The sequence below is a fragment of the Nocardia sp. NPDC004278 genome, from assembly GCF_053602975.1.
Genome location: NZ_JBSGEQ010000004.1, coordinates 136661 through 151177, shown reverse-complemented (window position 1 = coordinate 151177; position 14517 = coordinate 136661). Strand labels below are relative to the sequence as shown.

The following is a 14517-nucleotide window of genomic DNA, read 5'->3' as shown; positions in this document are numbered from 1 at the left end:
GCATGACGACAACGACGGTCATCGACGGGTGCGCCGTGGCTACCGTCGATCCGAACGGCACCGAATACCGCCGCGGCCACGTCACGGTGGTCGACAATCGGATCACGGCGGTCGGCGCGGGCGACGCGCCCGATCTCGGCGCCGATGTGCACCGGATCGATGGCCGTGGCTGCCTGCTCACACCGGGTCTGGTGAATACCCACCACCATCTCTACCAGTGGATCACCCGTGGTCTGGCGCCGGACAACACCCTGTTCGAATGGCTCACCACGCTCTACCCGATCTGGGCCGGCATCGATGAAGACGCGGTTCGCGTCGCCGCGACCGGTGCCCTCGCGACGCTGGCGCGCACCGGATGTACCACGACCACCGACCACCACTACGTTTTCCCGCGCGCGGGCGGCGACCTGCTCGGCGCGGAGATCGCCGCGGCCGCCGCGGTCGGATTGCGGTTCCAGCCGTGCCGCGGCTCGATGGATCTCGGGCAGAGCTCGGGTGGGCTGCCGCCCGACCAAGTGGTGGAAACCCTCGATGCGATTCTGGCCGCGAGCGCGGATGCCGTTGCGCGCTGGCACGATACGTCGTACGACTCGATGCTGCGGATCGCGCTCGCCCCCTGTTCGCCGTTCTCGGTGACGACGGAGCTATTGCGTGAATCGGCCTCGCTGGCACGCGATCTCGGGGTACGCCTGCACACCCATCTGGCCGAGACGATCGATGAGCAGGAGTTCTGCGCGGAGAAATTCGGCTGCACACCGGCGCAGTACCTGGAGCAGCTGGGCTGGCTCGGTACGGATGTCTGGTACGCGCACGGCATCCACCTCGATGACGAAGCCATCGGCACCCTGGCGAAAACGGGTACCGGAGTGGCACATTGCCCCACGTCGAATGCCCGGATCGGTGCCGGTATCGCGCGCACCGCAGATCTGGTCGCGGCCGGAGTGCCGGTCGGACTCGGGGTGGACGGTTCGGCGAGCAATGAATCCGGTTCGATGATCGAGGAGCCGCGCAGCGCGCTGCTTTATGCCCGCGCCAAGGGCGGACCGCGGGCGATCAGTACACGAAAGGCTTTGGAACTGGCTACCATTGGCGGTGCACGGCTGCTCGGGCGCGCGGCCGAGATCGGTTCGATCGAACCGGGCAAGCTCGCCGATCTCGCGCTGTGGCGGCTCGATACGCCCGCGCACGCGGGCATCGACGATCCGGTGACCGCATTGATCCTCGGCTCCGCACCGCCGCTGGCCGCATTGATCGTCAACGGGCGCACGGTCGTTCGCGATGGCGAGGTGCGCACCGTCGACGAGGAGAAGGTCGGCGGCGAGGTCGCTCGCGCCCAGGCGGCGCTGGTCGCGAAGGCCGGATAGCGCCATCCCGGGCGGTCGCGTTCATCGATCATCAAGCCGCCGTCACTCATATCCGGTAGTCAGTCAGGCCAACACTTTTGAGCCATATTCGATGTGGCCGGACAGATTCGCAGGAAGATGCCGTCGTGATAGAGGTCCGCATCGCCGACGTCGACTCCGGACGCAAGGACAACCGCCATGTTGCCCACATTCCATGCCTCGAGTCGAGATCCGGATTCGTCCGCGGGAACTATGCGGACCGGATCGCCGAGTTCTCCGCGGACGAGGCCGCCGAGCCGGTCGAACTCGCCATCCCAATCGGCGTTGGTCACGTCCAGATGAGTGGTCCAGGGATCGTCGAAGTAGACGTCCTCGTCCTCGTCGTCGGGTTCCGGATTCCTTCCGTACGAAGGCGATTTCAGGGCACACAGTAGTTGTACGTACGACTCCTCGCCGGGCTGCGGGGGATAGGCGAGGTCGAGCCGCCACACCGGAGGGTCGTGGTACAACTTGGGCGAGTTAGGGATAAACCAGTGCGGTTTGTCGACTCCACCCCATTCGAAATTCAGGTCACCGCTGCTCCAGCGGTGTGCCCAGCCGTTCTCGACCAAGGCATTTTCGAACCTCTCCTGTTCGTCCCAGCAGCTGGCGAGGCGGACCATCGCGCGTACCCACTCCAGGTCTACAGGAACCGTATGCATGATCATCGACACGACCGAACTATAGCCATCGTGGCGACCTGTAATCGTCTGTGGCACAAGGCGATCCCATAGCCTCGCCACCTCGATCTGCGGCTACGCCATATCCGTTGTCTTTCGGCGATTACAACCCGGAACCCCGTCAACGTCCATTGCTCATCTACATCAACTCTTGCTCACCTGAGCAAGAGGCACTATCGTTTTGCTTGTGCAAGCAATGGATAGCTCGGGTAAGCACAGAGAGCGGACCTTCACCGAGACCGCGCGCCGCGCGCAGATCGTGGAGGCCGCGATCGAGGTGATCGCCGAGGTCGGCTATCCGAATGCGTCGTTTGCGAAGATCGCCAAGCAGGCGGGGCTGAGCAGCACCGGCATGATCTCCTACCACTTCGAGGGCAAGGATGATCTGATCCGCGCGGTGGCCACCGAGATCGTCCGCGTGAATACGGAATTCGTCGTCGCCAAGCTCGACGCCGAGACCGGGTATACCGCTCAGCTGCGCGCCTGGTTCGTGGCCAACCTGGCACTGCTCGGCGAGCACCCCCGACATCAACGGGCGCTGGCAAGCATCGTCGCCAACATCCGTCCCGACGACCCGCAAAAGTTCGGCCTGGTCGACCATCTCGCCGAGATCACCCGCGCCGAGGAGGGGTGGATGCGAGAAGCCCAGCGGGCCGGGGCATTTCGCGACTTCGATCCCACCTTCATGGTGCTGGCCATCCGGGGCGCGCGGGAGGCGGCGATCACCCGAGCCGGTGTCGACCCCGACTTCGATACCGCGGCCTGCGCACGCGAACTCGCCGACCTATTCGATTACGCCACACGGAGGCAATCGTGATCACGACCGGAGCTGAGCGGAACCAGCCGCAGTCGACTGCGGTGGATCGCACGTCGCGGCAGCAGAACGCCGCTGTGCGCCGCCTGATCGCGCGGCAGCTGATCGTGGAACTGGTGCTGCCGATCGGCGGCTACTACGGGTTGCGCGCGGCCGGGGTGAATCCGTGGCTGGCGCTGATCGCGCCCGCCGTGCTCACCGTGCCGTTCCTCGCCTACCAGGCGATTCGGCAGCGCCGCGTCGACACGGTGGCGCTGTTCACGCTCACCATGATCGTGGTGGGTGCGGTGATGTCACTGGTGACCGGCGACCCTCGGACGCTGATGGTGCGTGACAGCTGGATCTTCGGCGTACTCGGCCTGTGGATCTTGGCCACTCTGTTCACCCAGCAGCCCTTCATCCGCACGACTTCCCGCGCGATCGTCACCGTGAAGATCGGCGAGGAAGGTTACCGACAGTGGGATGCCCGCTGGCACAACGACTCCGAATTCCGCAGCCAGCTGCGGGTGCTGACCGCGGTCTGGGGCGCGACCTTCACCGGGGACGCGCTGCTGCGTGTCGCGCTCGCCTACACGCTGCCCATCGATTCGGTGCCGCTGGTGAGCAGCCTGCAATGGCTGGCAGTCCTCGCCGGGCTGTGGACCTTCCACACCGTCTATGTCACCAAGAAAGGACTGAAGGTCTGAGCTGGTGTGTCCGATAGCGAGTGCGGTGCCTTGATCCGTGCTGCGTCGAGAGTGCTTGTGCAATTGGCAATTTCGAGTGTTTCTGATGTCACTGAAGTCGATACCTGTGCGGAGGAAGAATGAAGGCGCGTAACTTTGTCGGGGCCGCGGTCGCCGTTGCGACGGTTTCACTGGCGAGCGGTGGTGTCGCCTCGGCCGCCGATCTCGACCCCGCGCCGTATCTGGTCGGTGACACGGTCTATTTCAGCTACGGAAATATGGCGAGCTGTGCGATGCACCCGAATGGCGATGTCGGCTGCGACATCCAGCCCGGCACGGCGCGATGGTTCGGCATTCTGCCGGTTACCGATTTGGCCATCGATCTGCCGTTTTTGCCTGCGCATCCGACATTCGGTCAGCACGGTATGGCGGGCAGCCCGGGTTTGGCTCTCGATCCGTCGACCTCCACCAACCCGTATCCCGGCAACGCCACCATCAGCTACGGCGGAGCCACCTGTGTCGGCTCCGGCGCCCGTGCCGAACTCAGCTGCCGGTCCAAGGGCCACAGCTTCGCGTTCGGCTTCGGTGGGACCCAGGTCAGCTGAGCGGAACCGAAACCGCCTGCGTCACATGAACATTGGACACAGTCGGAACCATGCCGCGACGGCACACCGACTCGATCGAATGCCGTTGCGGTGCTGGGCGCCGACTCGGAGGGACGAGAATTGTGACCACGACCTTGACCGACCGCTACGTTGCCGTCGTCGTGCGGCGGGTATCCGATAAGCATCGTCGTGCCGTCGAGCAGAAGTTACGCGCGACGATCGCTGCTTACATCGAAGCTCGTGTCGAACTCGGTGAGCTCCCGGACCAGGCCGAATACGCGACGCTCGCCGATCTGGGCGATCCCGCGCGTCGGGCGACGCTGTATGTGGATCGGGCTGCCATGCTCATCGGCCCGGAAACGTACCCCGACAACGTGCGCGCGCTGGGGGTGCTTTGTGCGATCGCGCTGCCGGTCGTATACATCTTGAACGATATCGGCTACTGGGTGCGCGGAGAAGGCGTGTGGGCAGCACTCTTCGGCCCGGTCGCAATCACGCTGACCGCGGCGATGTACGTAGCCGTCTGCGTGACCGTCGCGTTCGTGATCGTGGACCGGGCGGGCAATAAGCAGCGCGGCGGTATCGATTCCGCACAGATGTGGACGCCGGATGCGCTGCGCAAGTCGCAAATGGGAAGCGGCGCACGTGGAGCGTGGGCGATCGTCGGGTCGTACTCGCCGCGTCGAAATCGCTTCTCCCGCAACGCATGAGTACGAGAAGCGATGGTCGGCGGCAGTGGGCGCAATTTCCGACGTCGAGATCGGCTGTCGCTGGGTAGGTTCACCGTTCTGTGATCGGCATCGACCGAACGGAGCAACGAACCCTATACGCGTCATCGAAATCGGACGCCTCGAATCAACCGCGAGCCGACAGTCTGGTCGAGGAATTCCCTGCCGGGTTGCCCCAGGCGTTTCTGCCACGCCATGTGCCCATACCGGGGGCCGGCCGGGTGCTGGAGGCGCTGCGACCTGGCGGCTGGGTCAGGCCGCTGCCGGTGCCCAGGCGTGACGCGATATTGGGCGCGTTCGACGAACTGTTCGCAGCCCCGTGGGGCGGTGCGACGATGACCGTCGTTCAGGGGGTGCGGATTCGCGAGGAGATGGCTATACGCAGGTCCAAGCCGTGTCCGAGCAGCTGCCCGGGGTAGTGCTGATCGCATGACGCCCGTGCGGGCATGAACGGCTGAGCGGATCGAGGCCAAGCGCACCGCAGGCTGGCCAGGGCGGCGACTGTGCGTGCGCACGCGGTCACATCGCGGATCGGAAACGTGATGTCAATGGCCGGGACCTTCCGACAATCGCACAAGGGTCTACCTGCGCATAGTGGCCTGCGTCAGGATGGACGTGAACCGAGCGTGGTTACTGTCGCGCAATCTGGGTCAATGTCTACGCAACGCTCGGCTCCTAGGGTTGGCGGCAGGGAACGGTGGAGCGAGGTGTGGCGTGGATCTGGACACGATTCGGGATGTGGTGGTGGCTCGGGAGCGGGCTGACCTGGCTTTTGTTGGTGAGGCATGTGGGGTGCTCGCCGGGGGGACGTTTTTGTTCTCCGAGCCGCAGGAGGGGTTGGATCGGCTGGTCGATATCACGGGGTTCGGGTGGCCCGCGCTGTTTGAGACGGGCGCGGGGTTGGAGATCGCGGCTACCTGCACGTTGGCGGAGTTCGCTGGGGCGATGCCGGGGCGGGAACTGGGGGTGGAGGTGTTGCGGGCGGACTGGCCGGGGACGGCGCTGTTCGCCCAGGCGTGCCGGGCGTTGCTCGCATCGCACAAGGTTTGGCGAACCGCGACGGTTGGCGGGAATGTGTGTTTGTCCTTGCCCGCGGGTGCGGTGCTGGGTGCGCTGGTGGCGTTGGACGGCATCGCGCTGGTGTGGTCGCCGGACGGCCGCGATCGGCGGATTCCGCTGCGGGAGTTCACGCTCGGGCCGGGACGCAATGTGCTCACCTCCGGTGCGGTATTGCGATCGATCACCGTTCCGATTCGAACCCTGCACGCGCACACCGCCTTCCGGAAGATCGCGCTGGCTCCGCTCGGTCGTTCGGGGGCGGTCGTGATGGGGCTTCGTGAGCTGTACGGCCGGTGTGCGATCACCATCACCGCAGCCACCAGCCGACCTGTTGTGTTGGATTTCGCTGCGACACCCGGTGATCACGAAGTATCGGCCGCGATCGAGGCCATCGATCCGACGCTGTGGTTCGACGATCCGCACGGCGCGCCGGACTGGCGCCGTCACGTCAGCGGTGTTCTGGCGCGGGAGGTGGCCGCCGAGCTACGCGGCGAAGCCGGTGATTCGCAATGAAATTCGAGGTAGACGGCAGAATTGTGCAGGCCGATCCGCGACCGGGCCAATGCCTGCGCACGCTGCTGCGCGAGCAGGGCGTCTTCGCGGTGAAGAAGGGCTGCGATGCGGGGGACTGCGGCGCCTGTACCGTGCAGCTCGACGGTGTGCCGGTGCACTCCTGCATCCTTCCCGCCTACCGCGCCGCCGATCGCACTATCACCACCGCCTCCGGCCTGGGCACCGCCGAGCAGCCGCATCCGATCCAACAGCGATTCGTGGATTCGGCCGCCTTCCAATGCGGCTTCTGCACCGCAGGCATGGTGGTCACCGCCGCTGGCCTCGGTTGCGGCGGACCGGCGCACCCGGATGCGGGAGCGCTGCCCGAGCTCATGAAGGGCAACCTGTGCCGCTGCACCGGCTATCGCCCGATCGCCGATGCGCTGACCGGCACGATTCCCGAGGCCGTGGTCGATGACCAATCGGCAGGCGGCGGTCCGATGTTGGGCCTCGAGTCGGGCGCTGCCCCGGCAGACGGCGAGGAGGCAGCCTCGAGTCTCGGCGGGGAAACGGCCTCGGCGTGCGGCCGAATCCGCACCGGAGCGAATGGCCCCACACCACAGATCGCGGCCGATATCGCGACCGGCCTCGGCTCGGATGTCGATGCACTCGGCGATGTCGACACAGTCGGCCTTGATCAGGATGCGTTTTCGGCGGGTGGGCGAATTCGCGGCAGTGCGGCCGAGCCATGGAGCGAGGCCGATACGACCGTCGTCGGTATGACAGCGGGCACCGGCGCGGCGGCCGGCCGGGCCTCGGCGGGTGACACCACTTCAGCGGAGCACACTGCGTCTGGACGAGCAGGCACCGGCGTCGGCGCACCCGCTGGACCTCGGATCGTCACGGGCACTGAACCGTTCACCTTCGACGTCTCGCCACAGGACGCACCGACCACCACGGATGCGCCGCCGGTTGCCCCCCTGCATATCGCGGTCCTACCCAGCCCACATCCGCACGCGCGGATCGTCTCCATCAACACCGCCGCGGCCGAGGAACTGCCCGGCGTGCACGCGGTGCTCACCTACGCCGATGCGCCGGATATCGCGTTTTCGACCGGGCGCCATGAACTTCGCGCCGACGATCCCGACGACACCTACGTGCTCGATCGCACGATGCGATTCGTCGGCCAGCGAGTTGCCGCCGTGGTGGCGGAGAGCATGGATATCGCCCGGGCGGGCTGCCGTGCACTGGCGGTCGAGTACGAAATCCTGCCCGCGGTATTCGATCCGGCCGGGGCACTGTTTCCCGAAGCGCCGAAACTGCATGGTGGAAAGCCGGATTCGGCTCGCATCGCCGATACCGAGCGGAATCTGATCGCCGAGGTGGACGGCGAGGTCGGTGATGTGGCAGCGGGTCTGGCCGCGGCGGCGCAGGTGGTCAGTGGTGTCTGGCATTCGCCGCGCGGCCAGCACGTACATCTGGAAACCCACGGCGGCATCGGCTGGTTGGATGCGGACGGCAGGCTGGTCATCCGATGCAGCACCCAGGTGCCGTTCCTGGTTCGCGACGAGCTGTGTCATCTGTTCGGGCTGCCGCGGGATCGCGTGCGGGTCTTCGCCAAGCGGGTCGGCGGCGGGTTCGGGGCCAAACAGGAGATGCTGGCCGAGGATCTGATCGCGCTGGCGGTGCTGCGCACCGGACGACCCGTCCAGTACGAATTCACCCGGTCCGACGAATTCACCAGCGCCACCTGCCGTCATCCGATGCGGGTCGCGGTCACCGCGGGCGCGGATGCCGACGGCGTGCTGACCGCGCTCTCGATCGACGTGCTCGCCGATGCCGGTGCGTACGGCAATCACAGTGCGGGCGTCATGTTCCACGGCGTCGGCGAATCCGTCGAGGTCTACCGTTGCGCCAATAAGCGCGTTCAGGCAAAAGCGGTCTATACCAACAATGTTCCCTCCGGCGCCTTCCGTGGCTACGGCCTCGGACAGATCATCTTCGGTGTCGAATCGGCCATGGACGACCTGGCCCGCGCACTCGGCATCGACCCGTTCGAATTCCGCCGGCGCAATGTGGTGGTACCCGGCGATGAGTTCGTCGGCGCCGAAGTCGACCGGGGCGATCTGGCATTCGGCAGCTACGGTCTCGATCAATGCCTCGACCTGGCAGAGCGGGCCATACTGCGCGGCAATGGAGTTCCCGCACCGGGCCCGGACTGGCGGGTCGGCACCGGCATGGCACTGGCCATGATCGCCACCATCCCGCCGCGTGGCCACCGCGCCGAGGCGACCGCCACACTGCTACCCGACGGACGCTACGAGATCCGTGTCGGCACAGTGGAATTCGGCAGCGGAACGACAACGGTGCACGCCCAGCTCGCGGCAACGGCATTGCATACCGATGTGCGCCGCATCGTGATTCGCCAGGCGGATACCGATGTCGTCGGCCACGACACCGGAGCCTTCGGCTCGACCGGCATTACGGTCGCTGGCAAGGCCTGCTACGCCGCGGCGGTGGCCTTGCGCGAGCAGATCCTGGTCCGGGCGGCAAAACTGACCGATCGCCCCGAGGCGGAATGCACCCTGGAGTCGACGGGCGTGCGCTGTGGCGACCGGCTGATCGGTGTCGCCGAACTGCTGGCCGACGGCGAGTTGTCCGGACACGGCGAACATGCGGGCAGCCCGCGTTCGGTCAGCTTCAATGTGCAGGCATTCCGGGTCGCCGTGCGGCCGGAGACCGGCGAGGTGCGCATCCTGCATTCGGTCCAGGCCGCCGATGCGGGCACAGTGCTCAATCCGGTGCAGTGCCGCGGCCAGGTGGAGGGCGGGGTCGCACAGGCCATCGGCTCCGCGCTCTACGAGGACATGCGCTCCGATCAGGGGGTGGTAACCACGCAGACGCTGCGGCACTACCACATCCCGCAGTTCGCAGACCTGCCGCGCACCGCGGTCTATTTCGCCGAAACCGCCGATGACCTGGGCCCTCTCGGTGCCAAGTCGATGAGTGAATCGCCGTACAACCCGGTCGCCCCCGCGCTGGCGAATGCCATCCGCGATGCTGTCGGGGTACGACAGACCCGTTTGCCGATGACGGCCGACCGGGTCTGGCGAGCCCTGCAGGAAGGAGATCACGGGTGAGTTCCCCGCGATGTGAGCGTCAGGTCCGGAGGAGGCAGCGTGGGTAACCACGGAGGGGCCGGGAGCGGCGCAAATCCAACACACCTACCCGAGAGTGTCCGCGCCGAGATCGACGCGATGCTCGACGCGGTCGACGCCGATCTGCGCACCCGGTATCCGGGCCCCGACGGCCGGGTCCAGCCGATTCACACCGCCTATGTGCCCGCCGACCGCGCTACGGCCGACACCCCCGCCGAATGGGGTGCGGTGGCGACCGAACTCCTCGATCGCCACTACGATCTGCTCGCCGAACTCGACCACACCGACGCATTGCCCACCGTGCGCGCACAACTCGAGCGGCACCCGATCCAGGATCTGCGCATCGACTTCGAGGACGGCTACGGATTCCGGGCCGACACCGAGGAGGACAAGGCCGCGACCAATGCCGGCACGATGCTCGCGGAGTGGGCGAAGCTGCCCGGTGGGCCGACGAGTGTGGGCATCCGGATGAAGGGTCTGGCGGGCTCCGAACGCGACCGCGCGCTGCGCACCCTCGAGCTGGTATTGGCTGCGGCGGGCGGCGTACCAGCGGGTTTCGTCTTCACCGTGCCGAAGATCCGGGCGGCGGAACAGGCTTCGGCACTGGTGGCACTGTGCGAGGGATTCGAGCGCGGTTTCGGACTCGATGCGGGCACGCTGCGTTTCGAACTGCAGATCGAGAGCCCGCAGGCGATCATCGCCGCCGATGGCAGCGCGCCGATCGCCAAGATGCTAGGTCTGTCCGAGGGGCGCTGCAGCGCACTGCATTTCGGCACCTACGACTACACCGCGGCATGCGGGATCGCCGCACCCGATCAGGCGCTCGACCATCCGGCCGCGGACTACGCGAAGTCGGTCATGCAGGTCGCCGCGGCCCAAACGGGGGTGTGGGTCTGTGACGGCTCCACCCAGATAGTGCCGGACGGCGAACCGGAAGCCGCACTGCGCAACCACCATCGGCTGGTCGGCCGGGCCCTACGCCTCGGTTACTACCAGGGCTGGGATATGCACCCCGGCCATCTGGTCACCCGCTGGCTGGCCACCTACGAGTTCTTCCGGCAGGCCATCGATGTCGCGGTTCCGCGGCTGGTGGCCTATCTCGATCGGCGTTCCGGCGGCGTGCTGGACGAGCCCGCCACCGCGGAGGCCCTGGCCGCCACGGTATTGCGCGGCGTGCACTGCGGTGCTCGTACTGCCGACGAATTGCGTTCGCTCGCACCGGCATTGACCCCGCAGGTATTGCGCGCACTGGTCGCGCGTGCGCCGATTCCGCAGGAACCGGTGTGAAATGCGGCCATACGACGATCGGCTGTTGGTGGGCCGCACGGTGACCTCGCGTGGCACTGAATATTCAGCGGCCCGCGGTAATCGGTACCTGATGCGCGGCAGTCGGTGTTACGTCGCGCGCGGCACGAATCGGATGCGGGATTCCCTCGCGAAACAGGAGGTGCGATGCGCGACCCGGTCGACGTAGACGATTTCACGCTACTGCCCGATCTGGCCGTCCGCCCGCTCGGCGGATCGGTGATCTGGGCCAACGATGAATTCTTCGCGGAAAAGGAGAATTTGATCAATCCGGGCCCGTCGGAATACCGGCCGTCGACCTTCGGGCACAAGGGCCAGATCTACGACGGCTGGGAAACCCGCAGGCACCGCGGCCACCCCGGCGACGACTCCGCCATCGTGCGCCTCGGCGTGTCCGGCGTGATCCGCGGCATCGTGGTGGACACCGCCTGGTTCAAAGGCAACTATCCGCCGGCGGTTTCGGTCGCCGCACTCGAGATCGAAGGCTATCCGCCCGCGCAAGCCATTGCCGACCGCAATGATTGGGTGACCCTGATCGACCATGCTCCGGTATCCGGTGACAGCCGCAATCCCTTCGTCATCGAGAACGAAAAGCGGTGGACCCATGTGAAACTCACCATGCACCCGGACGGCGGCGTGGCCCGGCTGCGCGTGCACGGCGAGGGCCGGCCCGAGCCGCGGCTGCTCGGTCTAGGCCAACTGGATCTGGCCGCACTGGAGAACGGCGCCCTGGTCCTGGACTGCTCCAATCGCTTCTACAGTTCGCCGAACCAACTGCTCTACCCCGGACTGGCCAGGAAGATGGGCGACGGCTGGGAAACCGCCCGCCGCCGCGACGACGGCAATGACTGGGTGCGCATCCGGCTCGCCGGTCCCGGGCTCATCCGGCTCGCCGAAATCGACACCTCGTACTTCCTCGGCAACAGCCCCGGCGCCGCCCGGCTCACCGGACACACCAATGACGGCACCGAACTCGAATTGCTGCCGCGCACCGAACTGCTGCCCGATACCCGGCACCGATTCGCGATTTCGCCGGTGGCGGCCTCGGTGGAGGAGGTCCGCCTGGATATCTATCCCGACGGCGGTCTCGCGCGGCTGCGCCTGTATGGGGAGCTCGGGGGATGAGCGACACCGGGATGAATCAGCGCGACTTCGTCGGATACGGACCGACGCCACCGGATCCGAAATGGCCGGGCGATGCGAAGATCGCCGTCCAATTCGTCCTCAATTACGAAGAGGGCGCGGAGAACAGCGTCCTCGACGGCGACCCGCATTCGGAGACCTTCCTCTCGGAAATGACTCCGGCACAGGCCTTTCCGAACCGCCACCTGAGCATGGAATCGCTCTACGAATACGGCTCCCGGGCCGGACTCTGGCGGGTCCTGCGCGCCTTCGAACGTCGCGATCTACCACTGACCATTTTCGCCGTCGCCCGTGCCATGCAGCGAAATCCGGAGGCGGTGGCCGCTTTTCAGGAACTCGGCCACGAAATCGCCAGCCACGGTCTGCGCTGGCAGTCCTACCAGCTCACCGACCGCGACACCGAGCGCGCGCATATGGCCGAGGCCGTGCGCATCCTCACCGAGCTGACCGGCGCGGCCCCGCTCGGCTGGTACACCGGCCGCGACTCCCCGCACACCAGGGAACTGGTGGTCGAGCACGGCGGTTTCGTCTACGACTCCGACTCCTACGCCGACGACCTCCCGTACTGGGTGACCGTGCACGGCCACAACCACCTGGTGGTCCCGTACACCCTCGACACCAACGACATGCGCTTCGCCTCACCGGCGGGCTTCCCCAGCGGGGACCAATTCTTCGCCCACCTGCGCGACGCCTTCGACATCCTCTACCGCGAAGGTGCCGAGGGCAGCCCGAAAATGCTCTCGATCGGCCTGCACTGCCGCATTGTCGGCCGCCCGGCCCGCACTGCCGCCCTCGAGCACTTCTTGGATCATGTCCAATCCCACAACGACGTCTGGATCACCCGCCGCATAGACATAGCCGAGCACTGGCACCGCACTCACCCACCGATGCGCGCCAACTGACTTCGGCCCCGAGTGCCCATGGATTCCGCGGAATCAGGGCACTCGGGCCATTCGGCACGGCCGCGTCAGGCGAACAGACCGCGGACGAATGGCAGCGAATCCCGCAGCGACGCATTGACCGTCCCGTCGTGATCCTCCGGATAGATGTGCGCCGTGACCGGCTGCCGATTGACCGCGAGCACCGCCGCGAACCGCAGCGTCTCCGGCGTGATCACATCCGTATCGCGCAGCCCCTGCGCCAGGAACAGCGGCTTGTCGTAACCGGATTCGGGCAGGCCGAGGTAGTCGTACAGGAGTCCGTGCACGTTCGGAATCTGTGCGAGCGGCCGTGCGAACAGATCGCCGATCACTACGCCGCTGGCACCGAGTTCATCGCGCAGCGGGAGGACGCACGCTTCGCGCGCCCGGGCGAGCCATGCGCGTCCGGAGTCGGTCAGGAAGGACTCGATATCCAGCTCGGGGTGAGTCGTGCGCAATCCGTTCAGGATGTAGAGCACGTATGCGGTGCTGAACGGGTTCAGCTCGAGCGGCGGCACACCCGGCCCGAGCAGTTGCAGAACATCCTCGATATACGCGGGCACACCGGTGCCGACCGCGCCGCGGTAGTCGAGCTCCGGCCCGCCGAATTCGGTCGCGTACCGCGCGGTGGACACCGCCGCGCCGCCGCCCTGTGACTGTCCGACGACCACCCATTTCTTCGCCAGCGACGGGTACTGCCCGGTGGCGGCCTTGACCGCGTCGACGACGTTGTGCGCCTCCACGCGTCCGTTCAGATAGGGCTGTTCGCCGGGCGTGCCGAGTCCGGCGTAGTCCGCGGCCACGATCGCGTAGCCCTGTGCCAGCCAGGTCCCCAGATACGCCCAGTCCCGTTCGACGGCGCTGGGTCCGGCAATGCTGTAGGCGCAGTTGTCGGCGAGCCCGACCGTGCCGTGTGCCCACGCGATCACCGGCCAACCGCCCTCGGGGGCCGCACCGGGCGGGAAGTAGACCGCGGCGCTGGCCACCGTCGGCGCATCGTCCACGGTGGTGGTCGAGTACAGGATGCGGCCGGAGTTCACCGAACCGGGCAGCGTGGCGACCGCGGCAAGTGGTGCGACGGATACGACGGCGCCGGGATCGGCCTGGTCGGCGCCCGCCGCGGGCACTCGCAGCAGGCTTGCGCCGCATGCGATGGCGATCGCCGTGGTGAACCACAGTTTCCGCATAACACTCCTATCGAGCGTCCAGCGGTGAACTGGATGCCTGCCCGAGAGTTCGAATGTCGCACCAGTCTGCCCGATCGTGCGCTCGGTCACTCACTGGGAGGTGGCGGCGGCCACACGAGTGCGTGTGAAGGTCCTCACAGCACGGAATGCCGGGCGCGTCGGATGGTCGTACCCGGTGCGATTGCTAACAGTACGGGCGTTACGCTAAAACCGCATGTCAGCGCTACCGGCGGGTAGGTTTCACGCGTGCAATTTGCGGGCTAATTTCGCAAAGTTAGCAAAGACCTGTCGAAACCTAGCTCGGATTCACACTTGCAACAGGTAGACGGCTATTTCCTGGTGTGCCATCGTGTGGAAGTACACCCCATGGGCCTAGCAA

General features: G+C 66.4%; 12 protein-coding genes. 10 read left to right on the top strand and 2 right to left on the bottom strand.

Features of this window, described 5'->3' with window-relative positions; translation table 11 throughout:
* The first annotated feature begins 2 nt into the window (after nucleotides 1-2).
* Nucleotides 3-1364: an 8-oxoguanine deaminase gene (locus tag ACWEO2_RS07940; protein ID WP_452404637.1), complete on the top strand. Its 1362-nt coding sequence runs from the start codon at nucleotides 3-5 to the stop codon at nucleotides 1362-1364.
* 59 nt (nucleotides 1365-1423) lie between these two features.
* Here ACWEO2_RS07940 and ACWEO2_RS07935 read toward each other — a convergent pair whose 3' ends face one another.
* Complete coding sequence (locus ACWEO2_RS07935) at nucleotides 1424-2056, bottom strand: hypothetical protein (RefSeq protein ID WP_452404636.1); 633 nt, start codon at nucleotides 2054-2056, stop codon at nucleotides 1424-1426.
* A gap of 202 nt (nucleotides 2057-2258) precedes the next feature.
* On the opposite strand from ACWEO2_RS07935, the gene ACWEO2_RS07930 reads away from it, so the two are divergent.
* The 9 genes from ACWEO2_RS07930 to puuE all read left to right on the top strand — a co-directional run bounded on the left by ACWEO2_RS07930 (nucleotide 2259) and on the right by puuE (nucleotide 12933).
* The gene (locus tag ACWEO2_RS07930; RefSeq protein ID WP_452404841.1) at nucleotides 2259-2879 is read left to right on the top strand and encodes a TetR family transcriptional regulator; all 621 of its coding nucleotides are present in this window, start codon (nucleotides 2259-2261) and stop codon (nucleotides 2877-2879) included.
* A complete protein-coding gene (locus ACWEO2_RS07925; RefSeq protein ID WP_452404635.1) occupies nucleotides 2876-3562 on the top strand; it encodes a VC0807 family protein in 687 nt (228 codons plus the stop codon). Before ACWEO2_RS07930 ends, ACWEO2_RS07925 begins: the two co-directional genes overlap by 4 nt.
* A 119-nt stretch (nucleotides 3563-3681) precedes the next feature.
* Nucleotides 3682-4146 carry a hypothetical protein gene (locus tag ACWEO2_RS07920; RefSeq protein WP_452404634.1) on the top strand — a complete coding sequence of 155 codons (465 nt, stop codon included), beginning with the start codon at nucleotides 3682-3684 and terminating at the stop codon, nucleotides 4144-4146.
* A gap of 122 nt (nucleotides 4147-4268) precedes the next feature.
* A complete protein-coding gene (locus ACWEO2_RS07915) occupies nucleotides 4269-4856 on the top strand; it encodes a hypothetical protein (protein ID WP_452404633.1) in 588 nt (195 codons plus the stop codon).
* A gap of 732 nt (nucleotides 4857-5588) precedes the next feature.
* Nucleotides 5589-6446: an FAD binding domain-containing protein gene (locus ACWEO2_RS07910; protein ID WP_452404632.1), complete on the top strand. Its 858-nt coding sequence runs from the start codon at nucleotides 5589-5591 to the stop codon at nucleotides 6444-6446.
* Nucleotides 6443-9565: a molybdopterin-dependent oxidoreductase gene (locus ACWEO2_RS07905; protein ID WP_452404631.1), complete on the top strand. Its 3123-nt coding sequence runs from the start codon at nucleotides 6443-6445 to the stop codon at nucleotides 9563-9565. The genes ACWEO2_RS07910 and ACWEO2_RS07905 overlap by 4 nt, the downstream gene beginning before the upstream one ends.
* Before the next feature lie 117 nt (nucleotides 9566-9682).
* Complete coding sequence (locus tag ACWEO2_RS07900; RefSeq protein WP_452404840.1) at nucleotides 9683-10870, top strand: DUF6986 family protein; 1188 nt, start codon at nucleotides 9683-9685, stop codon at nucleotides 10868-10870.
* Between the two features lie 165 nt (nucleotides 10871-11035).
* Entirely contained in the window at nucleotides 11036-12013 is a 978-nt protein-coding gene (gene alc / locus ACWEO2_RS07895) for an allantoicase (RefSeq protein ID WP_452404630.1), read from the top strand.
* Nucleotides 12010-12933 carry an allantoinase PuuE gene (puuE, locus tag ACWEO2_RS07890; protein ID WP_452404629.1) on the top strand — a complete coding sequence of 308 codons (924 nt, stop codon included), beginning with the start codon at nucleotides 12010-12012 and terminating at the stop codon, nucleotides 12931-12933. The genes alc and puuE overlap by 4 nt, the downstream gene beginning before the upstream one ends.
* Nucleotides 12934-12998: 65 nt before the next feature.
* On the opposite strand, the gene ACWEO2_RS07885 is transcribed toward puuE, so the two are convergent.
* Nucleotides 12999-14138: a lipase family protein gene (locus ACWEO2_RS07885; RefSeq protein WP_452404628.1), complete on the bottom strand. Its 1140-nt coding sequence runs from the start codon at nucleotides 14136-14138 to the stop codon at nucleotides 12999-13001.
* Nucleotides 14139-14517: the final 379 nt, after the last annotated feature.